This is a genomic window from Bacillus alkalicellulosilyticus (assembly GCF_002019795.1).
Lineage (GTDB): Bacteria > Bacillota > Bacilli > Bacillales > Bacillaceae_F > Bacillus_AO > Bacillus_AO alkalicellulosilyticum.
Genome location: NZ_KV917381.1, coordinates 129247 through 155949, shown reverse-complemented (window position 1 = coordinate 155949; position 26703 = coordinate 129247). Strand labels below are relative to the sequence as shown.

27 protein-coding genes are annotated in these 26703 nt (G+C 37.1%); 7 read left to right on the top strand and 20 right to left on the bottom strand.

Going from position 1 to position 26703, the window contains the following annotated elements:
• Positions 1–13: 13 nt before the first annotated feature.
• The 3 genes from alr to acpS form a co-directional block, all read right to left on the bottom strand.
• Positions 14–1177: an alanine racemase gene (alr, locus tag BK585_RS00880; RefSeq protein WP_078551276.1), complete on the bottom strand. Its 1164-nt coding sequence runs from the start codon at positions 1175–1177 to the stop codon at positions 14–16.
• Between the two features lie 348 nt (positions 1178–1525).
• Positions 1526–2551, bottom strand: a complete 1026-nt coding sequence (locus BK585_RS00875; protein ID WP_078551275.1) for a LolA family protein — start codon at positions 2549–2551, stop codon at positions 1526–1528.
• Between the two features lie 442 nt (positions 2552–2993).
• Complete coding sequence (gene acpS / locus BK585_RS00870) at positions 2994–3353, bottom strand: holo-ACP synthase (RefSeq protein WP_078551274.1); 360 nt, start codon at positions 3351–3353, stop codon at positions 2994–2996.
• Between the two features lie 107 nt (positions 3354–3460).
• Between acpS and BK585_RS00865 the strand changes: the two genes are divergently transcribed.
• Positions 3461–4198 carry a rhomboid family intramembrane serine protease gene (locus BK585_RS00865; protein WP_078551273.1) on the top strand — a complete coding sequence of 246 codons (738 nt, stop codon included), beginning with the start codon at positions 3461–3463 and terminating at the stop codon, positions 4196–4198.
• Between the two features lie 65 nt (positions 4199–4263).
• Here the strand turns inward: BK585_RS00865 and BK585_RS00860 are convergent, their stop codons facing one another.
• The 8 genes from BK585_RS00860 to BK585_RS00825 all read right to left on the bottom strand — a co-directional run bounded on the left by BK585_RS00860 (position 4264) and on the right by BK585_RS00825 (position 14051).
• Positions 4264–5163 (bottom strand): metal ABC transporter substrate-binding protein, encoded by a 900-nt coding sequence (locus BK585_RS00860; protein ID WP_078551272.1) that lies wholly within the window; start codon positions 5161–5163, stop codon positions 4264–4266.
• A 296-nt stretch (positions 5164–5459) separates the two neighbouring features.
• The gene (locus BK585_RS00855) at positions 5460–5786 is read right to left on the bottom strand and encodes a DUF2325 domain-containing protein (protein WP_078551271.1); all 327 of its coding nucleotides are present in this window, start codon (positions 5784–5786) and stop codon (positions 5460–5462) included.
• A 145-nt stretch (positions 5787–5931) separates the two neighbouring features.
• Positions 5932–7572, bottom strand: coding sequence for an ABC transporter permease (locus BK585_RS00850; RefSeq protein WP_078551270.1), 1641 nt, complete (start codon positions 7570–7572; stop codon positions 5932–5934).
• 157 nt (positions 7573–7729) lie between these two features.
• Positions 7730–8845, bottom strand: a complete 1116-nt coding sequence (locus tag BK585_RS00845; RefSeq protein ID WP_078551269.1) for a Fe(3+) ABC transporter substrate-binding protein — start codon at positions 8843–8845, stop codon at positions 7730–7732.
• A gap of 264 nt (positions 8846–9109) precedes the next feature.
• On the bottom strand, positions 9110–10162 hold the full coding sequence (locus BK585_RS00840) for an ABC transporter ATP-binding protein (RefSeq protein ID WP_078551268.1): 1053 nt from the start codon (positions 10160–10162) through the stop codon (positions 9110–9112).
• A 124-nt stretch (positions 10163–10286) separates the two neighbouring features.
• Positions 10287–11438, bottom strand: a complete 1152-nt coding sequence (locus BK585_RS00835) for a Ger(x)C family spore germination protein (protein ID WP_078551267.1) — start codon at positions 11436–11438, stop codon at positions 10287–10289.
• Positions 11435–12526 (bottom strand): GerAB/ArcD/ProY family transporter, encoded by a 1092-nt coding sequence (locus tag BK585_RS00830; RefSeq protein WP_170885437.1) that lies wholly within the window; start codon positions 12524–12526, stop codon positions 11435–11437. Before BK585_RS00830 ends, BK585_RS00835 begins: the two co-directional genes overlap by 4 nt.
• Positions 12501–14051 carry a spore germination protein gene (locus BK585_RS00825; protein ID WP_170885436.1) on the bottom strand — a complete coding sequence of 517 codons (1551 nt, stop codon included), beginning with the start codon at positions 14049–14051 and terminating at the stop codon, positions 12501–12503. The genes BK585_RS00830 and BK585_RS00825 overlap by 26 nt, the downstream gene beginning before the upstream one ends.
• A gap of 170 nt (positions 14052–14221) precedes the next feature.
• On the opposite strand from BK585_RS00825, the gene mgtE reads away from it, so the two are divergent.
• Together mgtE and BK585_RS00815 are read left to right on the top strand one after the other, a co-directional pair.
• On the top strand, positions 14222–15580 hold the full coding sequence (mgtE, locus tag BK585_RS00820) for a magnesium transporter (RefSeq protein WP_078551264.1): 1359 nt from the start codon (positions 14222–14224) through the stop codon (positions 15578–15580).
• A gap of 236 nt (positions 15581–15816) precedes the next feature.
• Complete coding sequence (locus BK585_RS00815; RefSeq protein ID WP_078551263.1) at positions 15817–16404, top strand: YitT family protein; 588 nt, start codon at positions 15817–15819, stop codon at positions 16402–16404.
• A gap of 153 nt (positions 16405–16557) precedes the next feature.
• Here BK585_RS00815 and BK585_RS00810 read toward each other — a convergent pair whose 3' ends face one another.
• From BK585_RS00810 to BK585_RS00800, 3 genes are all read right to left on the bottom strand, one after another.
• Entirely contained in the window at positions 16558–17739 is a 1182-nt protein-coding gene (locus tag BK585_RS00810) for a hypothetical protein (RefSeq protein WP_078551262.1), read from the bottom strand.
• Between the two features lies 1 nt (position 17740).
• Positions 17741–18274 carry an RNA polymerase sigma factor SigX gene (gene sigX, locus BK585_RS00805; RefSeq protein ID WP_078551261.1) on the bottom strand — a complete coding sequence of 178 codons (534 nt, stop codon included), beginning with the start codon at positions 18272–18274 and terminating at the stop codon, positions 17741–17743.
• Positions 18275–18597: 323 nt separating this feature from the next.
• Positions 18598–19017, bottom strand: coding sequence for a universal stress protein (locus tag BK585_RS00800; protein WP_078551260.1), 420 nt, complete (start codon positions 19015–19017; stop codon positions 18598–18600).
• A gap of 198 nt (positions 19018–19215) precedes the next feature.
• Between BK585_RS00800 and BK585_RS00795 the strand changes: the two genes are divergently transcribed.
• Positions 19216–19821, top strand: a complete 606-nt coding sequence (locus BK585_RS00795; RefSeq protein WP_139367472.1) for a DedA family protein — start codon at positions 19216–19218, stop codon at positions 19819–19821.
• Positions 19822–19827: 6 nt separating this feature from the next.
• On the opposite strand, the gene BK585_RS00790 is transcribed toward BK585_RS00795, so the two are convergent.
• Positions 19828–20007 carry a hypothetical protein gene (locus tag BK585_RS00790; protein WP_078551258.1) on the bottom strand — a complete coding sequence of 60 codons (180 nt, stop codon included), beginning with the start codon at positions 20005–20007 and terminating at the stop codon, positions 19828–19830.
• 221 nt (positions 20008–20228) lie between these two features.
• Between BK585_RS00790 and BK585_RS00785 the strand changes: the two genes are divergently transcribed.
• A complete protein-coding gene (locus BK585_RS00785; RefSeq protein WP_078551257.1) occupies positions 20229–20420 on the top strand; it encodes a hypothetical protein in 192 nt (63 codons plus the stop codon).
• Positions 20421–20461: 41 nt separating this feature from the next.
• Here the strand turns inward: BK585_RS00785 and BK585_RS23845 are convergent, their stop codons facing one another.
• From BK585_RS23845 to BK585_RS00760, 5 genes are all read right to left on the bottom strand, one after another.
• Positions 20462–20602 carry a hypothetical protein gene (locus BK585_RS23845; protein ID WP_170885435.1) on the bottom strand — a complete coding sequence of 47 codons (141 nt, stop codon included), beginning with the start codon at positions 20600–20602 and terminating at the stop codon, positions 20462–20464.
• A 364-nt stretch (positions 20603–20966) separates the two neighbouring features.
• A complete protein-coding gene (locus tag BK585_RS00775; protein WP_078551255.1) occupies positions 20967–21506 on the bottom strand; it encodes a 1,2-dihydroxy-3-keto-5-methylthiopentene dioxygenase in 540 nt (179 codons plus the stop codon).
• Between the two features lie 37 nt (positions 21507–21543).
• Complete coding sequence (locus BK585_RS00770; protein WP_078551254.1) at positions 21544–22155, bottom strand: methylthioribulose 1-phosphate dehydratase; 612 nt, start codon at positions 22153–22155, stop codon at positions 21544–21546.
• A complete protein-coding gene (locus tag BK585_RS00765; RefSeq protein WP_078551253.1) occupies positions 22152–22835 on the bottom strand; it encodes a 2-hydroxy-3-keto-5-methylthiopentenyl-1-phosphate phosphatase in 684 nt (227 codons plus the stop codon). The genes BK585_RS00770 and BK585_RS00765 overlap by 4 nt, the downstream gene beginning before the upstream one ends.
• On the bottom strand, positions 22798–23994 hold the full coding sequence (locus tag BK585_RS00760) for a 2,3-diketo-5-methylthiopentyl-1-phosphate enolase (RefSeq protein WP_078551252.1): 1197 nt from the start codon (positions 23992–23994) through the stop codon (positions 22798–22800). Before BK585_RS00760 ends, BK585_RS00765 begins: the two co-directional genes overlap by 38 nt.
• 368 nt (positions 23995–24362) lie before the next feature.
• On the opposite strand from BK585_RS00760, the gene mtnK reads away from it, so the two are divergent.
• Together mtnK and mtnA are read left to right on the top strand one after the other, a co-directional pair.
• Positions 24363–25574 (top strand): S-methyl-5-thioribose kinase, encoded by a 1212-nt coding sequence (gene mtnK / locus BK585_RS00755; RefSeq protein ID WP_078551251.1) that lies wholly within the window; start codon positions 24363–24365, stop codon positions 25572–25574.
• Positions 25571–26602, top strand: coding sequence for an S-methyl-5-thioribose-1-phosphate isomerase (gene mtnA / locus BK585_RS00750; protein WP_078551250.1), 1032 nt, complete (start codon positions 25571–25573; stop codon positions 26600–26602). The genes mtnK and mtnA overlap by 4 nt, the downstream gene beginning before the upstream one ends.
• Positions 26603–26703 lie beyond the last annotated feature (101 nt).

The following is a 26703-nucleotide window of genomic DNA, read 5'->3' as shown; positions in this document are numbered from 1 at the left end:
AAGACAGATATCCCTAATAAATCTTATTTTTTATAGAGACAATCTCGTTATTTCTTATGAATACTCTCGGTATCCGTTGTCCTAACATACAAGGAATTTCATAATTTATTGTCCCTAACCTTTGTGCGACATCATCCACAGTAATAGACTGTTTTCCTTGTTGTCCTATTAATGTTACTTCTTGACCTTCTTCAACTTGATAAGGGAGGCGTATCATGCATTGGTCCATACAAATTCTGCCTACAAAAGGCGCTATTTGCCCATCAACTAGGACATATCCCCCGTGCGTAGAATGATACCGATACCAGCCATCAGCATATCCTATTGGAATTGTCCCGATCCATTCCCAATCTTTAGTCACATATGTTGCTCCATAACTAATCCCTTCCCCAGGCGGCACCTTTTTCACTTGAATGACGCGACTTCGCAAAGAAATCGCTTCCTCTAGTGGAACGGGAAGTTGGTCCTTTATATCAATTGATGGCGTAAGTCCATACATCGAAATCCCGAGACGAAACATATTAAAGGACCGCTCAGGAAAACGAATACCAGTGGCACTATTTCCACAATGAATATACGTTGGCTCTACACCGATTTCTTTAAGATTCTCAACAATCTCTGTAAATCGACGACTTTGCATTTCAAAATAGGTAAGATCTAACTCATCAGCAGTTGCAAAGTGAGTAAAAATTCCCTCGATTTTCAAATTGGTACTATTATTAATCAAATCAATTACAGAATGTCCTTCTTTCTTAGAAGTTATACCAATTCTCCCCATACCGGTATCAAATTTTATATGAACGTTAACCACTTTGGAGTCATGATAGCTTAGTAAAGCTCGTTCAACCCACGATTTGCTCATTACGGTAATAGTGATGTCATAAGCTGCAGCAATTGATAGTTCTTCGGGCCGAATATAGCCTAATACTAAAATCGGTGCATGTATTCCAGCCTTTCGGAGTTGAATTGCTTCATCTAATATAGCAACTCCTAAATAGACTGCTCCAGCAGCTAGTGCCGTCTTCGCAACTTCAACAGCTCCATGTCCATAGGCATCGGCTTTTACAATGGCCATTACACTCATTTCTTGCCTAAACCTTGCTTTGATTCTTTTTACATTATTCTCAATACAATCCAGATTCACTTCAACCCATGTATCGCGATGAAAGTTGTCCATTCTCTGCAAGCGTAGGTCACCCTTCCTGCTCAATATCCATGTACTGATTATCATCATTCAGGAAGGCGATGTCAATGGAATTAATAATAAGAAAAACGGCAAATCCAGAGGCACTGAAAAAATTCGGTTTTTAACTTTTACAGTGCCCTCTAAGCAATGTGCGTAACTGTTGCATTTCTTTAAAGCCTGCTACGAGTGGATTTCTCGTAGCAGGCGGGCAACTGGTGGCGCCATTGCAACCATAGTCAAAGGCATTGAAAAAGTTGGTTTGTATTTTTCAGTGGCCTCCAAAGCCGGCTTTTATTTGAAAGGTGTAGGCTCAAAAACTGAGCCTACACCTAAAATGACTTATTTTTCTAATGTACCGTAAACGGAACGAGCAATGGCCATCATTTCTTCTGAATTTAAGTCTTGGGAGGCAAGAATAAAGTCAACACCTTCATAAGACCACATGATGGATTCATCCGTCATGACACCCACGGTAAAGCCTAAATCAACAGGTTCGCCGTTACTGATATTCATTGGCGTACTTGCAGGAACAACTCGGCTTTGCTGTTGGATAATAGTGAAGTTTTGGTCTCCCGTATAGGATAGTACGACCTTTTCTCCCTCATCGGTATTTACCGTCTGCGATCCCGCTAGATCAGAACCTTGAGGTGTGTACATTGGATAAAGAACTGTCATTGGTTGGGCGATAACTTCTTCACCTTCAGCCAGTACTGGAATTTCAGCCAAGTCAGCAGCTGTCATATTTCGATCCATGTCAAAGTCGCCTTCACCAAAGCTAGCATTCATTTCAAATGAAGTGAACATAACTTCTACTAACACTTCAAAATCTGCATTCATAATTTTAATGGAGGCCGGCGATAAATCTTTTTTATGCAACGTAATTTCCTGACTGTTTAGGTTCTTATTTTGATAATTTGTTTTCGTTTGGAAAACATAATGGTCTTCACTTGCACTAAACGTACGGTCAGGATCCATTAAAATATCGGATACAAGCGACTCATACAAGTAAACCTGACTATTGTTTTTCGGCCAGTCACTTTGGAAGCGGAAACTCTTGTTTAATGCTGGTGTTAATACAAATACTCCGTCATCGTTTCTTAAAATGATTTGGTGCTGATCTTTGCTTTCATTGTGCAAAGCAACACGATAAAAATTTTCAGCGTTATGCCAAATTTCTACTTCATATTGCTGAGGTTCCTTACCTGTTTGTAGGGTCATTGTTGCATTAGCCTTATACCCCGTCATTTCACTTAACTTTCCTTCTAAATCCTCAATGATGTCCTCTTGCGTTTTTTCTCCGCAGCCTGCTAATAGAACCAACGTGAGAATGATACCGACAGCGATTGTCCATACATTTTTTCTCACTTATATTCACCCCTTTGTCTCATTTCACGAGAAAGGAACTTGGATTTGCTATGTAGTCGGCTTTTAAAGCAGTTGAAAACAATGAAGTAAAAAAGAGGACAAATGGCAAGTACTTTTATTTTCTTCTAGTCTTGCGCCTGTTAAAAAGAGAAAGTGTCCTTTAGGAAATGTAAGATTTGGCTGTTCTATAGAGACCAAGAACCGGTTCCTATTCTGCGATGACTCAGAACAGAAGATGATGTTAATCAATGATGACAAAAACTACGAGTTCTCTGTCCTCAATAGGACTTGCTCAATCTTCAAAATAAAGTCGATTCACTCTACTCCTTTACGTCTGTCCGCTTTATACTTCTAGCTTTGCTACACTCAAAAGCACTACTCACAATCTCGCTCCTTCCTACCGCACTAACACTATATGAGACAAACTCACACAATATGCAGACTAGCTTGACAGGCTTTCAATAATTACTTGTGCAACTGCATATTCCTTACTATGAGATATCGATAAATGCACCCGTTCCACAAGGTCTGAAACCACCTTTGGCTTTCCACTTACTTCAGCGATAATTTGAATGTCCTGCCATCCATAACGTTTTGAAATTCCTGTACCGACCGCTTTCACAAATGCTTCTTTTGCCGCAAAACGGCCCGCTAAAAATTCTATTTTTCGTTTAGGCGATAGCAATACATACTTCTCTTGCTCCGACTTGGTTAAAATTCTTTTATAAAATTTTTCATTTCTGTTTGCTACTGTTTCTATCCTTTTTAACTCTACGATATCTACACCGATTCCGAGTATCACATCGGTCACTCCCCTACATCATAAATTTTAACCACAGTCATAAACATACCAGTGAAGAGCATTTTCATGGTAAAATAAAAAGATGACAAACATAAAGGTGGGTCCTCATGTTTATCCGTAATGAAACTTTTTATACGTTTAGGAAAAATTACCCTGTAATTACTGTCATTGTCGCGATTCATCTTATTTTATTTTTATGGATGAACTTTTTCCCAGGTGGAACATGGATACGCACACAAGGGATTGGCTTTAATTTGTCCGTGTATTATGGAGAGTACTGGCGCCTCCTCACCCCAATTTTTATGCATATTGGAGTAGGGCATGTCCTTTTTAATTCCTTTTCTCTCGTATTGTTTGGTCCGGCTTTAGAAAGAATGCTCGGAAAAGTACGTTTCCTTCTTGTCTATGTATTATGTGGAGTCATTGCGAATATTGCCACATACTTTATTGGCGGATTAAATTATCCAGCTCACTTAGGTGCATCTGGGGCCATATTTGGATTATTCGGTTTGTACTTATATATGTCGCTCTATAGAAAAGATTTAATTGATCAAGCAAACTCTCAAATTGTAATGACCATTTTAATTATTGGTCTTGTTATGACTTTTGTAAACACTAACATTAATATTTTCGCACATCTTTTTGGATTAATTGCAGGTGCCGCCTTTGCTCCAATATTCTTAGCAAACGCAAGACCTTATTACATGAGGCAACCTGTGCATGATCCCGGTGAAATCTCTTTCAATCCGAATCGTTGGCGTAAAAAGGGAATGAATCAAAATCTCAAAAAAGCTTTATGGGCAGGTATCATCATCCTCGTCCTAGTAGGGCTATTTTTCAGATGACGATAGTGAGCAAACAACAAACCCCAAAAGGTTTTCCTTTTGGGGTTTGTTGTTTAACTACAGGTTTATTTCAATCCTTCAACAAATGTATTAACATTGTGGCGCATCATATCAATATATGACTCTGCTCCGCTTCCCTCTTGACCAATTGCATCGGTATAAACTTCTCCAGCAATGTCAACACCTGTGTTTTCAGAAATACGCTTCATATAACGGCTGTCGACTGTCGTTTCAACAAAGAGCGCTGGGACATTCTGCTCTTTGACTAAATCAATCACTCGTGCAATCTGACCTGGAGTTCCTTCTTCATGTGAATTAATTTCCCATACACCTTCTGTTTGGAAGCCGTATCTTTCACCAAAGTACTTAAATGCATCTTCACTTAGAACAATGACGCGGTTTTCTTGTGGTATATCTGCTACCTCAGCTTGAATCCACTCATCAAGTTCTGTAAGTTGTGAAATATATGCTTCAGCATTTTCACGATACACACTTTCTCCATCCGGGTCACGAGCTACCAAATCTTCAACTATATTTTCTACGTATGTTATAACATTTACTACACTCATCCAGGCGTGAGGATCTTCTTCTTCTCCACCATCTAACATTACTGGTATAATTCCCTCATTCGCTGCAACAACAGGAACATCTCCTGTATTCTCGACCAGCTTCTCTAACCACTCTTCTAAATTAAGACCAGCCATATAGAACACATCTGAATCACTTACTTTTTGAAAATCACTTGGAACTGGCTCATACTCATGTGGTTCCTCACCAATTGGTACGATATATTCAACCGTTCCCCTGTCACCAATTACATTTTCAATAATTTCACCTAAAATAGAAAAACTAGTTGTAATCGTTAAGCCTTCTTTTTCCCCATCTTCTGTACCATTGTTCCCTCCGCAGGCAGCTAGTAAAAATAACATTGAAAACAAAATTGATGAAAAAATATTTTTTTTCATTTCTTCCCCTCCTTAAAAGTATCTTTATGTGTTTATTTAGTTTTCCGCCGCAAAAAATGTTGTGTACAGGCAACAAGTAATGTAAAAAATTTTATCTCACCACATATCTTTTATTAAACTAAATTTGTTTCCTTTGCACAACTTTTATTTTACACGATATTCATGAATTGTCTAGACGTTATACAAAAATAGGACCTTACCACTAAAATTTCTACTGGGCATCCTCCCCCATTATATGCAATTAAAAAAATCATGTTCACCAATGACATGATTTTTTCACTTCCTTAACTATTTGCTTATTGTTTAAAGTAACGACAAGATTCACTTTGCTTACAGTGTTCAAAATCGCAGCTATCAATGGCCTGATAAATCGAACACCATGACCGTTTTGCATAACAGATTGGAATCCCCTGGTCAGTAGCTTTCTTTTTTAAAACAGAAGTTAGATTGTGATTTATATAATCGGTTAGAATTAACACTAAATCTACATGACTCGGAATTTCCTTTTTAACTTGTTGTACTTTTCTCCCACTTATATGTATTACTTCTTCAAATCCAACACTGGCTAATTTACTTGGAATTTTCCCTAAATGATCTGCACCGACAACAAGAAGAGCTGACATATACTAACCTCCAATTGATAATAGCTTTCACTTACGTATAGTTTAATTGATAATGATTATCGATGTCAATATTATTTTCCCTTTTTTTGTGTCATTGTTGTAACAAAAAAGCTACCTGCCCATAAACAGATAGCTTTGATTAACTTTAATTTGAACTACGGTCAAGTACTTTATGGAAGAAAAAGATACATACGGCACTAATCAGGATTATTAATATAGAAGCAAGTGCAGCTTCGTTTACCATTTCGTCATTGGCATAGCGAAAGGCTCTGGTCGCTAGTGTATTGAAGTTAAAAGGTTGTAGAATAAAGGTTAAAGGCAATTCTTTTAAGATATCAACAAATACTAAGATAAAGCCTCCGAAGATTGCACCTTTTATTAAAGGGATATCGACTCTTAAAAAGGTTTTGTACGTTGACATCCCTAAGGACCTTGACGCTTCTGTATAACTAGTTCCTACCTTCTCAAAACCGGCCTCAATGGAGTTAAATCCAACCGCTAAAAAACGAATAATATATGCTGATACTAGCATGACTAGAGTCGTACTTAATGCCACAGTTGGATTAGAACCAAAATAGGCAGTAATTGAAATCATGTATCTATCTAACGCGAGAAAAACTGTAATGATCGCAATTGCAATGACAGCCCCTGGAACAGAATACCCTAGTGTTGTAATCTTTGAAAATAGCTTTGTTACTATATTTACATGTAGTCTTGTATAATTGGCAACAATAAGTGCAATGACAACAATAAAAGTAGCCGCAATCGTTGCTACAAATACGGAATTCCAAATCAAGGTGAGAAACTCAGGACTAGCAATCTTTTCATACGTCATAAAGACCCAATGAAGAAGTTGTAAAAACGGAATTAAAAATGCTACAGAAAATATCCCAAAACAATACGCGAAAACCAACCATGCTTTTATACCTTTTAATTGTTTTGGTTTGATACGACTAACCGTTGATGTAGAATTATTAAACTTTCTTCGTCCACGAATTAGCTTTTCTAACACTAGTATTATAATTACAATCGACATAAGGATTCCAGCAAGCTTCAGCGCTGAATCGAGGTCGCCCATGCCAAACCACGTTTGAAAAATAGCCGTACTAAATGTTTGAATTCCGTAGAATCGAACAACACCATAATCATTTAATACTTCTAATATAACTAAACTAACACCACCAACTATCGCTGGTCTTGATATTGGTAAAATGACTCGGTAAAAAATACTAAATGTATTACTACCTAATAAAGAAGCATTCTCCAATGCGGTAGCTGATTGGTTTTCTAAAAAGCTTTTCATAATTGTATAGACATACGGGAACAGGAAGATTGTAAAAATAAAGACCGCACCTTGCATATTCATAATATCAAAATACCGTTGGTTTACAGTTATATCAAAACTGTTTCTTAAAGTCGATTGAATAATACCTGTATAATTTAACATGCCATGATACGTATATGCTCCAATAAATGGCGGTATGGCTAAGGGTAAGATTAAACCCCACTTTAAGAAATTACGTAAGGGAAATTTATATATCGTAATAAACCACGCTAAACTTGTACCAATTATTGTTGTTGCTATACCAGTAAAAGTAATAAGGACTACCGTGTTATAAATATAATTTTGCAATAAATATTCTTTTATATGTGCCCAGTTCTCATTCGGTTCTGTGAAAAACTGAACAACAATTAATAGATTCGGCAATAGAATAATAAATACGAAGAAAAAACTTAGGATCGCCCACAGATTTATATGTTGTTTTGTCTGTTCAATTAATCTCATAGGTGACACTTCCTTATGGATTATAAGAGTTTAGTAGGATACAAGGGATCAAACTAAGTTAAAGTATACAGAAAAGTATTCTATATGGAAACAATATCTTACCATGAAAATAATGTAACCGTATCACAGAAGTGATACGGTTCATTTTACTAAAAATTTATTTCCAGCCAACTTCATTAAAGATTTGGATAGATCTTGCATTGTTTACACCAAGAATTGTTAAATCAATATCTTGCTCTTTAAACTCTCCCCAAGATTTTAATGTTTCAGATTGTTCAACATCTGGATTTACTGGATACTCATTGTTTCCTTCAGCAAATACTTTTTGAGAATCATTGCTAGATAAGAATTCGATAAATTTAATTGCATTTTCAACGTTAGTTGCGTGTTTTGTTACAGCAGCTCCACTAATATTAACATGTGTACCATTAGTGTCTTGGTTCGGGAAGAATACTCCAACTTGTTCAGCCACTTTTACTTCTTCTGGATTTTCAGAATTTAATAATCTACCTACATAGTACGTATTTGAAATAGCAACGTCACCTGTACCAGCAACAACTGCTATAATTTGGTCAGTGTCGCCACCTTGTGGGTCTTGAGCCATGTTATTAACAATACCAGCTGCCCATTCTTTAGCAGCCTCTTCACCATTTAGTTCAATAAATGAACCTAATAATGATTGGTTGTAAATATTTTCAGAAGCACGAATTAATACTCTTCCCTCCCATTGTGGTTCCGTTAACGCTTCATATGTTGAAAGTTCTGATGGGTCAACTCGGTCTTTTGCATAAACGATAACACGTGCTCTTTTTGTTAAACCAAACCAGTGATTATCATCATCACGGAATTTATCAGGAATATTTGTAGCTAATACATCACTATTTACTTCTTGTAATAAATCTCTTTCTTTTAGACGGTGTAAGTTACCAGCATCAGCAGTAATAAATACATCAGCTTCTGTATTTTCACCTTCACGGTCAAGACGCTCCATTAACTCATCGCCTTTTCCTTCTACAACATTTACTTTAATTCCAGTTTCTTCTTCAAACATTTTATATAATTCAGCATCAACATCATAGTGTCTGCTTGTATAAAGATTAACAACTGCATCCCCTTCAGGTTCTACTGCTGTTTCTTCATTTGTTGCCACTTCATTTGTTTGCTCTTCTGCTATTGGTGCCTCTTCTGTTTGGTTCTCTCCATTTGAACAACCTACAATCGTAATCAGTGCAAGGATTAAAAGTAATCCTAATGTTAATAGTTGTTTTTTCATTTTCCTATCCCCTTCTCTGTATATGTATTAATAATGAGATTCAATCTCATTTACTACAATTCCTAATTATAATGATAATCATTATCAAGTCAATACATTTTCAGAAAATACCTAATAATTTTTTTTAACTTTGTTCATTTCTGCCATATATGTAGTTCTTAAGATAGTAAAGAACTCGCAGGAGTGCAGTTATTCATCCCCAAGATTTAAACCAAAAAAAAGCTAGTTAAGTAGGTTTATCTACTTAACTAGCTTTTACTATCTTTAGTCTACTAATGCTACTAATTCAGGGGTTATATCAAATGAAATGACGGAACCAACTTCAACATCTTGTTCAATCGATGCATAAATAACCATTGGTTCAACAGTCAAATCTCCATTTAATCGTACAGTTACCTCTTGGTATTCACCAGTGTACGTCACTCGTTCAACGGTTCCAACATACCTACCTTTTTCTGATAAGCGACAGCCCTCTGGACGAATGGAAACCATCACATTATCCATACTCTCCGTCAAAGCTGAAGGCAAACAGACGCGTCCAATATTTGTCTCAACATGCTTTAAGTCTGGACATAACGTTCCTGATAGCAAGTTGGTTTTCCCAACAAATTGAGCCACAAAGCAGTTTTTCGGACAACGGTACATTTCCTTCGGAGAGGCAATTTGCTGAATAATTCCTTCATTCATCACTACTACCCGATCAGAAACTGCGAATGCATCTTTTTGGTCATGAGTAACGATAATTGCTGTTGTATCTGCTTTACGTAAAATAGCTGTTACCTCATAACGCATTTTTTCACGTAGTCCAGCATCTAAATTACTAAAGGGTTCATCCATTAAGATAACATGCGGACGAGGAGCTAAGGCTCTAGCCAATGCAACCCTCTGTTGCTGCCCACCGGATAACTCACTAGGATATCGCTTATTGAACTCCGAGAGACCAACTAATTCTAATACCTCTCTGACGCGTTCTTTCTTCTGTTTCGTTGACCATTTATTCAAACCAAACATCACGTTTTTTTCAATCGTTAAATGAGGAAACAGTGCATAGTCTTGAAAAACCATACCAATTCCCCTTTTTTCTGGTGGTAAACTACGCCCGTCTTTAAATACAACCTCGTCCCCAACTTGAATCGTTCCCGTACTAGGTTGTTCGAAACCTGCAAGCATTCGTAACGTAGTGGTCTTCCCACAGCCGCTTGGTCCAAGTAATGTAATGATTTCGCCTTTTTCAATATGTAGAGAAAGGTTATCAACTGCTGGTTTCAATGTTCTTGTAAAGAATTTAGTAATCCCGTTTAATTGTATAAAGCTCATGGTTCTCCCTCCCAAAAGCTAATTTTATATATAATCCATTGAGAATGATAATGATTTTCAATATCTCCGATTATATCACAGGGAAAACTAGACCGTCAATGAGATCAACCGTATTCTCTACACCCTATCTTCCAATTTTTTTCTTGTTATAATACCCTCTTTGACCGGTGTCATTTATCTCAAAATCAACAGTAATCTCAAAATTTGCATTTTTCCAACCAGTTGTTTCCCAATCTAATTTTTCAAACAGTCGCGGATTAGTTGCCCAGACACGGTGGCCTAGTAACCATGGTTCTATATTAATTTTCTTCATTTCTTCTATTGCCGCTTCGATTTCTTTCTTTACTTCTTCTTCAACCGTTGTTTCTAAACTTTCAAGAAATTCCGGTGTTTCTCTAGCCGTGACATCCGATAACGCTATTAGTTGTCCTTCTCCACGAACATCAAGAGTGAAAGTAATTGGACTCTCCTTATCAAAACGCACTTTCTGCTTCAAATGCATTCTAGTAATTGAGCTAGTCACTTTTTTACCAACATGATCTACAACAACTGTTATATTCATGTCATCCACTTCATTGTTTTTAAGGAGTTGACTTACCCCAGCTTGCACCATTCTCAGTTTCCCGACCATGCTATAGTCTTTAAAAACACCCAGCCCTTCGATAACGATACTCTCATCGTTTATTCTTCCAAGAGGCAGTGTAGCGGCATTGGATATCATATTCGTGTCACGCAAAAATTCAAAAAGCTTAATCCGTTCCGCTCTTGATATTTTTTGGTCCGCTTGAAAGAATCGGTGTAAATAGAGTGCAGGTAAATTAATTAAAGGTGATTCTGTCCTTATAAACTCTTCTGCCTTTCCTTCAACAATGATTAGGGATACTTGATTAGCAACTGTTGCTTCTCGGTCTAATGTGTCAATGACATCACCAAGTCCATTTCGAGCAAGTTCTTCAGAAATCGCAACAACCTTTAAATGTCCGAAGAAAAGAACAGAAGGTGTATAGGACTCTAGTTCTGCGAACGCTTCCCAAAGAGCATCACTCTCCACAGAAAACACCTCAAATTCTCGGCTCGCTTGTTCAGCACCACTATTTGGTTCTTCAGCTAAGATAGGAAGTTGAATCGACACTTTATAAAGTTTTTCTTCTCCCCTATCAATTGCTAACCCTAGGATCATCGATCTTTCATCAAGCTCCCTAGCATCTGGACTACAACTGGTTAGTATGAGTAACACGACAAGAGATGTCGTCATTTTCTTAATCTTTTGTTTCAAGCTTGCCTCCCTCCCTTTTTTCTCAGTAGTAAATAGATTAGCAAGACTGACGGTAAAACCAGTGCGTACATGGCTGTATTAAAATTATGAACTCTCCAATAGTCTGAAATGATTGGTGGCAAAAATAGATTAAGAACAAAGAGCATTCCACAAATGAGCAAAATAAACCATTTCCCATTTACATTTGGAAAATTCTTTTTCAACATAAGAACTAAAAACCAAATATGAATGATGATAATCTTAAAAAACAAAACAAGCCAAAAGGCTAAAAATATTAAATCAAGCCTTTCAATAACACCTCCTGCCGTAGAGTACGTCTGGACTAATGCAATAAAAGGTGAAATCAACTGAAGAGATTCTTCAAAACCAAACGTTCCTAGAACAACAATCGATAAAGCCGTATATACAATCAATACAAATAACAAACCAAAACTAGTTGGTTTAATTATGGATTGATTAGGCTTACTATAGACTACTAAACCTAACAGCGTCACAAGTCCACTATATCTAGCAAAATCGGATATTGTACTTTTCAAAAGCAAACTAATATCAATGTCCATAACCGGTGGAATGTAAATCCAGCGGAAAGGCTCTGTAAAACCTATTGCAATGATTACAAGCAAAATAGAAAATTCAATAACAATCGTTAATACAACAAAACGGATAATTGCAGCTAATCCATAATAAACTCCAACTGCTACGACAACTAAAAAAAATAAAATATAAACCCATTGAGAAGTGTTAGGGAGCAAATAGGTATTTACTACCGCCCCCATTCCCGTTAGTACGATTCCTCCTGCATAAATAATACTTATAAAAAGATATCCGATAATCAACCAATACACGGGCTTCCATATACGTTTTTTTAATTCTAAGAAAAAATCACCCGTTGAATACCTTTTGTTGAAAAGATGGAGCAAGAATAGGAAACCAAAAAACGGAAGAGAACCAATCATCACTTTGAGCCAAGCGCTTCGAATCTCTTCCCCAGCTACATATGGTAAAAATGCAATACCTACACTAATCGTAGAGGAAACCGTAAACGCAAACAGGTCAAAGCTTTTAAGCGTCTTTTGAACTGTTTTCATTAGAATTTCCTCCTTTGTCATTTTTCCGAATGGCATTTCTCACAAACACATCAAAGAATTCTCTTGGATTTAATGGACTTAATGATGACATATATGGTTTTTTAAATGATGTAAGTGCCGATGTATGCATCGTAAATAAACATATTCCTAGAATTAACCCATAAAGCCCCAGAAAAGCTGCAAAAAATAGAAGCATGTAACGAATGACACGCCATGATGAAGCTAATTCCCATGATGGAGCTGTAAACGCCGATATCGCGGTAAATGCGATAACAATGACCATCGCACTACTCACAATTCCAGCCTCAACTGCTGATTGTCCGATTACTAAACCACCGACAATACCAATTGTTTGTCCAATAAAACTAGGAAGCCTAATACTTGCTTCAACTAAGACATCTAACGCAAACATCATTAAAAAGGCTTCAGCTGGAGCTGGAAATGGAATATTGTTCCTTGACTCTGCTACAGTTAACGCCAATGTGGTAGGTATTAGCTCCGGATGAAAGGCCACGAGCGCGACATAGGTTGCAGGTGCCAATGTTGCAATGAACATGCTTGAGATACGAAGCAACCTCATAAATGTTAGGTTCCACATCGACCCTTCGTCATTGTCGTCCCCTGTTTCGTAAAACATCCAAAGTGTTGTCGGCAAAATGATAGCAAAGGTCGAATTATCTAAAAAAATTACGATTTTTCCTTGTGTGAGTGCAAAAGCGACTTGGTCAGGTCTTTCTGTCTTTTTCACTTGTGGAAATAATGATTTCGGAAATTCCACTAAATGCTGAGCAAGGTTCATCGTCGTTATAATATTGTCCGTTTTAATATCGCTCATTTTTTTCACAACGTCATTAAGCAAATCATTATCTACATATTCATCAAGATACACAAGGTATGTTTTTGTCTTTGATAATGACCCTAACAGAAATTTTTGAGCTTTTAATCTTGGGTCCTGAAAATACTTCCGAACGATAGAGAGATTAGCCAAGCTGTCTTCAATAAAACCTACCTTTGGACCATACACTTGTTGTTCCGTCGTCGGTTCTGATAAATTTCTTTTTTCAAACTGTACAAGTGGTATTGTAATTGGTTTTATCCCAGATAAGTGACAAATCACATCCCCTTTTAAACAGTTTTGAATTAAATCCTTCCAATTTGTTGGAGTATCATACTGGATATTGTATATAACCTCTCCTAATTCAGAAATGAATTCTGTTTTGTGATGTTCAATTCTTGATATAAAAGGGGTAACCACCCCTTCCTGTAACCGTTCATGGTTAATGATACTATTAAAAAAATATATCGTTAGTTTTTGTCCTGAAGGGATATTGATGTTTCTCTCTTCAAAATCGATACTATGTTCAAACACTGTTTCAAGGATGGAAGAGACTTTTTCTGTACTTGTAGGAATTTCTTCTAAATTGGTTATCCCGATTTTTTGTTTTAAAAAATCCTCATAATTTGGAGTTACATACTCATTATTTTTGGTTTGTTGCTGTTTTTGTCTCATTTTTTTTCGTAGCACAATCATTCCCACCTTATCATGTGGTTCTCTTTTTTAGTATGTTGTGGAAATTAAATGCTATTCATATAAAACCAGTTTTGACATTTTTTCTTGCAAAGGATTTACTAATAAACCTTGATTTAGTACATTAATAAGACATGTAGCAGTTTTTATGAAATGAGGTGGTTGTTTTGAATGCGAATTTGACAGAAGACCAAATGCTCGTATTAGTCATCAAATATGTAAAAGAAGGTAAAAAAATAGCCCTCCAGGAAATCCTAGAAGAGCTCCACCCCTATGATTTCGCACAGTTATATCGAGGACTTCCTGAAAAGCATCATCATAAATTTTTAATGTTCTTAACTCCAGAGCAAATTGCAGGATTAATCCAGGAATTAGAGAGTGACATTCAAATTGAAATTCTACATAAACTTGGGATTGAGCGTTCTTCCAATGTGATGAACCATATGGATAACGACGATCTTGCTGATTTGTTAAGTGAGCTGTCTGTTGATAAAATCCAAGAGTTTTTAGAAGGGATGAAACGCGAAGAATCAGAGACGGTTCGTGACTTAATGAGTTATCCTCCTGACACTGCCGGGGGGTTAATGACAAACCAATTCATCTGGATAAAAGATGACTATACAGTAAGACAAGCTGTTGATAAGCTGAAAAGTTTTGCGAGTTTTTCTGAAAATATTTATTACCTGTACGTTATCAATGATGAAAAGAAGCTTGTCGGAGTAGTGTCTTATCGAGACTTACTTATTGCCTCTATTGAAGATAAAATTAGTGACTTGATGTTTAATCGAGTTGTCTCCGTTCAAGTTGATATGGACCAAGAAGACGTTGCTCAATTAATTGAAAGATATAATTTTATTTCAATTCCCGTTGTCGACGAAGCACAAAGACTATTAGGAATTATAACTGTCGATGATGCTATCGACGTTGTCATTCAAGAAGCAAATGAAGATATACAAAAAATCTCTGCTGCAGGTAAGGATATCGATTTTTTTACACCTGCGATAACCGCATCTGTTCGGAGATTACCTTGGCTAATTTTATTATTATTTATTGGACTTGTTTCAGGAAGTATTATCAGTAGCTTTGAAGCAACCATCGAAAGTGTTGTTGCCTTAATTTTCTTTATGCCGATGATAGCCGGGATGACCGGTAATACAGGAACTCAATCATTAGCTGTTGTTATCCGTGGACTTGTCACTACCGATGTTAGTAGAAAGACCATTTTACAACTAGTTTTCCGTGAATTACGTGTCGGTATCATCATCGGAATAACTTGTGGCTTATTAATTTGTGCAATTGCTTATTTTTGGCGAGGTGACTTAATCCTTGGTTTTGTGGTCGGTGTTTCGTTGCTAATCACTTTAATCGTAGGTACATTAGCTGGAACTGTGATTCCCTTAACGTTATATCGTTTAGGGATTGACCCAGCAGTTGCATCAGGTCCATTAATCACAACGTTAAACGATGTTTTTTCTCTGTTAATATACTTTGGTATTGCGACTGCATTTTTAACACATCTACTATAAGAAAAACGGCATAGCCAGAGGGCACTGAAAAAGTTCGGTTTTTAACTTTTACAGTGCCCTTCCTGATTTACCATGCAGGGCACTATGAAACATCTAAATTTTTATACTTTTTCAGAAGCACTGGAATCCTTTAAAGATTCCAGTGCTTTTTCTCGTTGTCCATATCATAAGTTCTTTATTTACACTTGTCGGCATACGATTGAAACAAGCCTTTATTGGAAAGAGTGAGGTTCAACATGTGGAAAGCTGTTCAAGCTGTAGTCATTGGAAGTATTATTATTGGTTTGGGTATTAATCTTTTCTTTATTCCTTACCATATCCTCGATGGTGGAATTATTGGACTAGGTTTAATCTTTCATTATTTATGGGATATAGAAGTCGGTCTAACAATTGTTATTATTAGTATACCCATCTATATCTTTGCCTGGAAATCGTACCGCACCTTTTTTTATACAAGCATACCAGGACTTCTTGTTTCAGCACTCTTTATTGATTTATTATCATTTCTAACTAACTATGCCCCTTTACTTGGCCCATTATCAAGTTCACTAGTCGGAGGTCTTTTATTAGGCGTTGGGGTAGGCATCATGTTTTTGTATGACATTAGTACAGGCGGCTTAGACTTATTAGCTCAAATGGCAGCTGAAGCTACTAAGATCAATGTAGGAGTTATGATTTTCATAGTAGATATGATAGTTGTCGGCTTTGGTTGGTTTGTTGTCACTCCTCAGGAAATAGTTTTGTCGACTATTGCCGTAACTGCAACGGGTTTAGCGACAACTATAATCACTGGGGGGCACCATTCACCAAAACGTTCTTCGTAACAACAATATGATTTGAATTTCCCGGGAAACGACACGAACTATGTCAAGAAATACCGGAAAGGGGAAGAATACCCCTTATGATTATTGTTACGGTATGAAACAAAAGGGTGGGACAGAAGGCTTAGTAACCTTTGTTCCACCCTCTTTAATAGATTAATGTATCCCATTGGCAAAGATAGTAGTTGAAATAGGTCCTGTTAAGTCATACGGACCAACTTGATTTGTGCCTGCCTGTTCGAATTGGATCGACTGGCCATCAAAGCTTTTTGCAGTTAGAAGTAATCCTTCAATTACAGCTTGTGCCCGAGGTTCTTCGGCAAGATTAGTCCCCTCTGCAAATGTGATGACGAATTCACCTTTTCCAGTGTCAATATTTTCAATTTGGATTGATGGTGGAATTAAATTTTCAACTCCATTTTCTTGAAAAGGTATTGCCATGTATTCCACTAATCCTTGGAAACTATCAGGTGCACTTTCACTTCCGCCAATATACGTACCTGAAACTAAGAATTGTTCTCCGGTTTCTGTTGTTAATACACGATAACCGACTTCTTTATATTCCAATGGCATATCACCAATCTCACCTTCATTACCAAATAATAAGCCTACTTGGTCTTCGGTTTTAAGAATTGCTTTTTCATACCCTAATCCCCCGAATGTCTTCCCAATGGCTGCCCTAATTGCCTCAGTCTCTGTAGAACCAAAAAAAGCTGCTTCTTGAAAATCTAATACAACCTCAGTATCATTTTCTGAGCTCATGAAAACCACTTTGTTTAATGGACTCTCCATTAGTCCTACCGTCTCAGGATTGAACTCAGTTACAAACGTCTTTATTTTCTCAAACATTCCTTCTTGTTTTTCATAGATAAAACTTATCGGAACTAGATATTGGGCTTGTTCGTCTATATATGCAACAGTTACCGCATGTTCATATTCTTCAAGTTCCTCTTGGCGAATAGCGGAATAATAGTTTGCTTCGAGTTCTGGACTGCTTTCAGGAGCTTGCATCATTCCAATTTCGTTTCCCGGGTCATCAACTACTGCAATTTCAGATGATTCCGGCAACCCTATTTCAGTAGATTGGAGAGACAATTCTTCTTCCCCACTATTTAGAATTGATGGTGCTAGCACTGCTAATAGCACTACTGCGGCCGCACTTGCTATACTTGGCGCAACCCATTTAAAGTTTCCCCGTTTTCTGGGAGGGTTTTTCTCAAGTCCCTTTTGCACAAGCCCATATATTTCTTCCTTGGATCTCCTATCTTCTACCTTTGGCATCTGTCGTATTTGTTGTTCAAACGAACTCTCTATTTCAGTTACATTTCTCTGCTTCATGTTATCCCTCCTTTACCTCTGCTAGATTAGGATGTTCAACAATGTCCTTTAACGCCTTTATCGCACGATGCTGTGTTGTTTTTACTTTGCTATCGGTCCATCCTAGTATTTGAGCTGTTTCAGCTATAGATAGGGATTGAATGTACCTTAAAATAATCACTTGCTGTTGGTCAACACTACATTGTTGAAGTCCTTTATATATTTGTCGTATTTCTTCTCGTTGCGTTACAACCTCATCGGGAAGGGGGGCTGAGTCACGAATAATTTCTTTTTCAATGGGGGAGAACATTCCTAACCATTTCCGCTTTTGACGATTTTGCATTCGTATCCAGTCAATAGCTACGTGACGTGCAATTGAATATAACCACGTCTTTTCGCTACTATTCCCTTCAAATGATTCATATGATTGCAGCACTTTAATGTAGACTTCTTGCACTAGTTCCTCTGCCGTTTCTCTGTTTCTAACCATGTAAAATATAAACTGAAACAATGACTGGTGATACGTTTCATACAAATAATCAAACTGACTCTCCAATCCTTTACACCTCCCCATATAATTAGACGACATTTTATTTTCAAAGTTTCATATTTCCAAACAATACTATGATAAAAAAGCTCAAAAGGTTTCCCTTATGAGCTAATTCTCTATCATTATCTCGTTTCCCTGCATATATAAAATGTGATTTGTTGTATTGAATCTCATCACCTTGAGTTAACTAATTAGCCTACTACCAATTATCCAATATAATAAGCCATACAACAATCCAATTGCTGCGATCACAATAAATAACGTTTTATTTGATAGTTTTTTCAACATTTCCACCTACCCATAGCTAGTATATCTTTAGTCTTTCCTTTTTATTTCACAATCATGACTGGGCAAGTTACTCGTTTCGCTACTTTATGGCTAACACTTCCTAGCACCATTTCTTGTAACTTATTTAACCCTCTACTTCCAATCACAACAAGATCTATCTTGTATTCATTCGCATATTTTATAATTGCTGGACCTGGTTCTCCTCGAACAATTTTTATTTCATACTTTATATTTTCTTTTTGCGCTTGCCTTTCAATCGTAACTAACTTGTTTTGTCTTGTTTCTTTTATCCCAAGGGAATCCCAGTTTCGTAGCACATCCGCTTTCGAGGTGCTTCCATCCACTACATATAATACAGTAACTATTGCTTCTCGATTATTTTTTGCAATGGCGATGGCTTTTTCAGCAGCTCGAATCGAGTGTTCAGATCCATCAGCAGCTAGTAAAATGTTAGTAAACATAATACCCCCCCTAATCTGTCTGTATATCTATTTTCCTCTATAACAAATTGAGTTGTCAATGTGTAATGACGTTTTAAATGTCAGGAAAAAGCTAACAATAGAAAAAAGTACTAAAACTGCAAAAGTAAGATTTACTTTTATCTTCTTGAATGTATATAATTAATTATCTTTACACCGTGTCGAAAAATGGGGTATTATATGGAATTTTTTGAATATCTACTTTCTACATATGGGTACTTCGCAATCTTTGTCATCTTAGTGGGGGGAATTATTGGCCTACCTATACCAGACGAAGTGTTGCTTGCCTTTATTGGATTTTATATATATAAGGGAAAATTAACATTCATCTTATCAATTATTACAGCCTATACGGGGTCAGTCATTGGGATTTCAATAAGTTATTACCTTGGGTATAAGCTCGGTTTGCCCTTTCTGCAAAAATACGGTCCGAAGATCGGAATAACACATAAAAAAGTGGAAAAGACTCAAAAGCTATTCGAAAAGTATGGTGCTGTTCTCTTATTTATAGGTTATTTTTTGCCCGGAATTCGCCATATCACAGGGTACTTAGCCGGGATCTCTCGCTATAGTTTACGGAAATTTGCTTTATTCGCTTTTTCGGGTGCTTTCTTTTGGGTCATCTTCTTTATTTCACTAGGTCATCAGGCAGGATACAGATGGTATTTAATCGAGGAGTATATTATTAAATATAGTATTTACGGTTTGCTATTGTTCTTTATTACTGTCGTTTTGATTTGGCTTTATTATCGTAAAAAGCAGAAAAAACAACAGCAGTCTTCCTGACACCTCTTACCAAGGGGGTGTTTTCTTTTTTTCCTCCATATAGCGGATTCTAGCTTTTTCTATAATAAGTGTAATGGCTGTGATATATTTTTTCGATTCGCTATACGAGGAAGCTTCATTCATTTTTTCCTGTAGTTGTTGTACTTCGTTTAGTTCCTGGTCATTTAAATACTTAAGCTTTTCCAAAGGAGATTCTCCTTTCTCTTAAACTAGTATTTTGTTTTTTATGGGGTGCAAACACATGAGGAAATACGAGGAATAATTCAGTCCTACTATACCATATTTTCAAATTAAAACCAATTTATCTTGTTTATTTCTACAAAATTTTCATGTATCATTAATAGAAAGATAACAATTGATATCGTTTCTTTACAAACCTGCAAAACATATCCAAGGAGTCGATACATATGAAATCCGATAAAATAAGAGGAGCAAGCATCCATGTTACGGGCAGTGGCTTAGCTTATTATATCCACTTTGCTGAAGCCGGGACACGACTTGTCACAAAAGAACAGTATGATCAAGCCCTAATTGACCTTGAATACTGGAGTACACAAATTCATGAAAACAAAAGAGAAGCAACATATTTGAGATTCTAATTGGTTAAGTAGAGGAGTGCACGGGCGGCACTCCTCGTTTTTTATTGTGGAAAAAACGGCATGTGAAACACATAATGAGCGATTAAAAAAACGATAACCATTAAACCAATACCTAATGTGACACTCTTAATAGCCTCGTTTATCAATAATTGTTGTTCTTTCCCATCATTTTTAGGCTCCACTTTTCTTCCTCCTCTACTAGTAAGTTCAGGAAAGCGGAGAAAGAAAGAGCGAGCTCTGTTTTTTAATAGGTAAGAGAAAATCCTTCAATAATAGTTGCCTAATTCTTCGATTTAAATAAACTGAGTGAACTATAAAAACAATTAGTACTAGCAGGATAAAAGGGCTTATTGATAACTTTCCATCTTTTTCAGGAGAAAGAATTGTGCCTTGACCCACATCAGATATGTCATAACTTGAACTGAGAAAAGGCTCTGAATCGATGCTTACGTATGTTTCTATCGTAAAACAAAAAGAGCATACTAGAACAACGAGTAATCCCATCTGAACTTTCAACATACCTCTTTTCACGTGTGAGCTCCTTATTTAAATTTGTTGTTCTTTTTCCTCATACGGGTGTGCCACCCATCCATCTGTATCAATAAATAAGCGAACTGCAACAACTTGACGGTCTTCCATTAGCGTAAAGAAGTGAGGTGTATGTTCAGGTACTGAAATCACATCACCTGCTTCAAGCTCTATATCAAAATAACCAATCTCGCCTTCTCCTTTAACGATAAAAATTCCATGACCCGCTGTAATTACTCGAACTTCATCATCAGTATGAGTATGAACTTGTTCAAACTTTTTTAATAATTCTTCTAAATTTGGTGTGGTATCAGAAAGAGCGATAACATCCCAATTTACATATCCTCTTCTTTCTGCCAACGAACGAATATCTTGGTCAAAAGCTGTTAAAATCTGCTGTTTGTCCTCATCAGATAAGTTAAATTTCTCATGAAGCTCCTGAGGCAATTTACTCATATCCCAGTGCTCATATAATACTCCCTGTTCTTCTAAAAATGCTCCTACTTGCTCCACACCTTCGATTACTTTCCCACTATTTCTCACTTTAATAACTGCCATTTTAACACCCTCCCTTTACATAATTCTTTATCAATTCTTATAAAAAAAACGGCTTCATTTGAAGCAACTTCAAATGATAGGAAAATAAAAATTCACACGCCTCTAGATGTCTCTTTGCTTCAAAGGCATTTTTCCCCCAAGCGGTAATGCCATGATTCCGAATTAATACAGCCTTTGTTTCAGATGTAATTGAATCGGCGATAACCTTTGCTAATTTAGGGAGGTCATGAATATTCTCTACGATAGGGATGATTAATTGCCCATCTTCTTCCCAAATTCCAAACGCCTTTATCAATTCTTGATTCGAAAAAGAAATATACCCTTGGTCTGCATAAAGCTCAGAAATTACATTGTTATCAACGGTATGAACGTGTAAGCTACAAGCCGCATCTGTTTTTTTATATACTTCTAAATGAATGACTGTTTCTGCAGAAGGCTTTAACGGCGAACCAATCACTTTTCCATCTTCATCGACCAACACAAAATCTTCGTTCGTTTCCTTATACTTGTCTTTTCCACTTACGGAAACAAGACATTGAAGTGGCTCATCGCTAACCTTTATTGATAGGTTACCACTCGTTCCTGGAAACCAATATCGTTGCCCAAGCTCACGTTTAATGCTTGCTATTTCATCCCATTGTTGTTTCATAGATTCACTTCCCTCGTTTTTAACACATTGATGATATCAAAAAACGTTGTAAACGGCGCATGCGGCAAATCAAGTTGCTGGCATTCCTTTAATAAATAATCACGGGCAAATACAAAATCCGCTTGTTTTGCCGCTTGTACATCCGTAATTGAATCACCAATGACTACAACTTGTCGTCCATTTGCTACTTTCCTAATAATAGACGGCTTGCAACATCCACAGTCGTTTTGACAGTCGTCATCACAACGATACGGCCACCCTATTTTTATAACATCATCAGAAAAATCAGAAGTATTGCAATAAATCGGAATTTGATAGGATTGTAACAGAGGGTCGATAAAAAAATCAATCCCTCCACTCACAATATTTAACTCTACATTATGTCTATGAGTATACGCCACAAACTCATCAAATCCTTCTCTAAACTCTGCTTGTTCTAATGTAAATGAAATTATTTCGTCTTTCTTACTTGTAGGTAATAGAGCAAATAATTCATTTACTCCTTTACGTATCGATTTTTCCTTCGAGAGGATTTTCATCGCAATGATTTCCCACTCTTTTGGTGCAAACATTTTCATGATTTCAACAATATTATCATTATTTGTAACCGTTCCATCGAAGTCACAAAAAATGACGTAATCTTTATTTACCTGATCCCCAAAGTGTAATGGCTGTTGCAAGTTCTTCACTTCCTTTAGCTATCTCTTCTAGTGTTTCTCCTCTCATGACACCGTTGATGGCAGCCACAAAAGCTTGTCCTCCTGCAATCGTTCCCCCGGGATGTCCATGAATTCCTCCACCTGCGTTTATGATACTGTCCACACCAAAGTCCTCAATTAATTGTGGTACTAATCCTGGGTGAATCCCTGCAGACGGAACAGGAAATGCCCTTTTGTGGAATGTATCTTCTGCTATAGCGTAGTTCTTAATTCCAAGCGTATCCTCTTTGTTCATTGCAACAGAGCCATAAGGCGATGGGAACAAAATAAAATCAGCACCCGCCAAACGAAGAAGTTTTCCTAATAATAGCGGAGCTGCAACCCCGTACTGAGGCGAGGAAATAAGAGCCCCTGCATAAGCTGGATGTGCCATTATCGGAACATTTATTTCCTGATCCTCTGCCAGTGCTTGTAATACGTCAAGACCATATGAAAACACATTAAATAACAATGCTTCCGCTCCAGCATCAACAGCACGTCTTGCTTGATCGATAATGTCATAAGTTCGACCGGTAACGTTAACAGCATATAATGTTCGTTTTCCAGTTTCTTCGTAGCTTTCTTGTAATGCTTGTTTACAGACCTTTACCCTATCTACTAAAGGAGATAACTTATTTTCAAACAGAATCTCGTCGTCTTTTACGACATCTACTCCTCCTAAGGCCTGTGCTTTCATTTGCTCTTGAATGTACGTCAAGTCTCGCCCTATGACTCCTTTGAAAATACTCATAAGCAATGGTCGGTCATACGCATTGATTTGTTGTCGAATCCCATCTACACCAAACTGAGGCCCAGGGAATGCCTTTTTTAGGTCATCTGACAACTCCAGATCCAACAATTTAATTTCCCCATCAAGGGATAACTTCCCAAAAGTAGTCGTTATGATCGCTGGTAGGTCACTTGTAAAATTCGCACTCGGGTAGGCTATCGTAATCTTCCCTTTTCCATCTGGTAGTTCCTCGATAGATTTTACCGAGCCTTTATGCTTTTGCAGTTGTTCCTGCTCGACTAAAAGTAAGTCTGTCCAGGAACCTACAGTCAGACCAATCGCTATTCCATTCGCTTTTTTTTCTAAATTCTTACTGTCTCCTACTAAGTATGTGGCTGTCACTTCTCCCACGTTTCTATCACCCTTCCTCTATCTGTATATATGTACTATTTTTTACGAGATATGAATTGTGTTGATTATCTATTCTTTCATAAATCTTGTCAATTATTATCGTTCTTTTTCTTTCACCATTAGTATGACCAACGCGCTGATTTCTAGATATCTTTCACCGACTTCTTGCTTATTTCCTGAATATTTGCTTCATTTCAATTTCTTTTATTGCTTTCCTCTTGATAGAAGTGTATGATTTCAATCATAACCAACTACTCTTATCAGAATAGAGAACACTAGTCTAATCTAGCTTGGAATGGATAGATGAATTCATCCTTTTTTGCTTATAGCTGAAGAGGGTTTTTATTGTACTGTAAGGAGGAATTATGATGACAAAGGAATATCCGAATTATGCTCCTTTTACTGAACAAACAGTAATCGAGTATCTTAAAGAAATAGGACTTTTCGCTAAAGAAGAACCCGTAAGCTCAGAGGAAATTGGTGATGGCAACTTAAACCTAGTTTTCCGTGTGAAAAATGAAAAAACAGATAAATCCTATATTGCAAAGCAAGCGTTGCCTTATGCAAAAGTGGTAGGGACAAGCTGGCCGCTGACATTAGATCGGGCTCGTATAGAATACGAAGCCTTAAAGAAAGAAAATACGTTACTTCCGGAACTCACACCCACTGTTCATTATGCAAACGAAGAGTTAGCTTTAACTGTCATGGATGACCTTTCTCACCTTGTCATCATGCGCAAAGGGTTAATTCAAGGAGAAGTGTACCCTAAAGTAGCCAAAGACATTGGTACTTTTTTAGCTCATACCTTATTTTATTCTTCTGATTTCGGCATGGATCAGCAAGATAAAAAGCTAATGGCCTCTTCTTTTACAAATCCTGAGCTTTGTAAAATTACGGAAGACCTTGTCTTTACCGATCCGTTTTTTGACCATGACACAAATTCATTCCCAGAAGAATTAAGACCATATATCGAAGACACGATTTGGTCAGCTTCTGATTTAAAGGAAGAAGTAGCTTTATTAAAATTTAACTTCCTGACCAAGGGAGAGGCACTGATTCATGGTGATTTGCACACCGGTAGTATTTTTGTTAGCCCTAATGAGACAAAAGTAATAGATCCAGAGTTTGCTTTTGTAGGACCTTTCGGGTTTGATATTGGTGCTTTTATTGCAAATCTGATTTTGAATTATCTTTCTCAAGAAGGACATCAACCTGACGAAAAACAACGAGAACAATATCAAAACTACCTTTTATCGTGTATCCAAGAAGTTTGGGAAGTGTTCGAAGAAACGTTCACTTCACTATGGGAAACTAATCAAAATGATGTATACATGACAGTTCCAGCTTTTCGCAAAAAGCTACTAGAATCCATTTTTCAAGATGCAATCGGCTTTGCTGGTTGTAAAGTAATCCGAAGAACCATTGGACTTGCCCATGTAGAAGATATTGAAAGTATTCAAGATGCTAACGTAAAGCTTACGGTTCAAAAGAAAGCTCTTGCTCTTGGAAAAGAACTTATTTTAACTAGACATCAATTTCAAACAATCGATGATATTGTAAAGGTTGTGTCCCAATCATGACAATTAGAGCTGTTGAATGGAAAGACGATTATATATTATTGTTAGACCAACGATTACTTCCGCATGAAACGAAATTTATTGAGCTTCGTACCCTTCAAGATGTTTGGGATAGTATTTTTGAATTAAAGGTTCGCGGTGCTCCCGCGATTGGGATAACAGCTGCTTACGGGTTAGCTTTATGGGTTTCAACAACTGACTTTTCCTCATTTGCTGATTTTAAGGATGAGCTTGAAAAGGAAAAAGAGTTTTTATGCTCTGCTCGCCCAACTGCGGTAAATCTATTTTGGGCGTTAGAACGACTCATGACTTCAATCAAAGATGTATCATCTGTTCAGGAAGCAACAGAACGGATTGTCCAAGAAGCGATTTTGATTGATAAAGAGGATGAAGAAGTGTGTAGACAAATTGGCGAACACGCACTAACGCTAGTAGAGCATGGCGACACGTTGTTAACTCATTGTAATGCTGGTGGAATTGCCACTTCAAAATACGGTACAGCCCTTTCTCCTTTTTATTTAGGAAAAGAGCGTGGGGTTACACTGCACGCCTTTGCTACAGAAACTCGCCCAGTGTTACAAGGCGCTCGTTTGACCGCATGGGAGCTACAAAATCTAGGAATTGATGTAACATTGATTACGGATAATATGGTAGCTCATACGTTAAAAACAAAAAACATCAAAGCTGTCATTGTAGGTGCAGACCGCATTGCAGCAAATGGCGATACAGCAAATAAAATTGGCACTTATGGAATAGCGTTAATCGCTAAGTCACTCGGGGTCCCTTTCTATGTTGCTGCACCTTTATCAACCATTGATTTATCTACCGATAAAGGTGAAGCAATTGAAATCGAAGAACGTCATCCTGATGAAATAAGAACTCTAGCCAACGCTGCCATTGCTCCAGCCGATATTAAAGTCTTTAATCCAGCCTTCGATGTAACCCCAGCACAGTTAATTACGGGCATCATTACTGAAAAAGGGATTATAACTGAGGATTTTCGTACTGAACTAGCTAAATTATTTTCGTAAAAGTTTGAGTTACGTTACCGCTCCTTATGTGGGCCGGTAACGTTTTTTGTTTGCGTTACCGTTCGGTCGGTTTTTTTGTTGGTCGGGTATAGTTCTCGCTT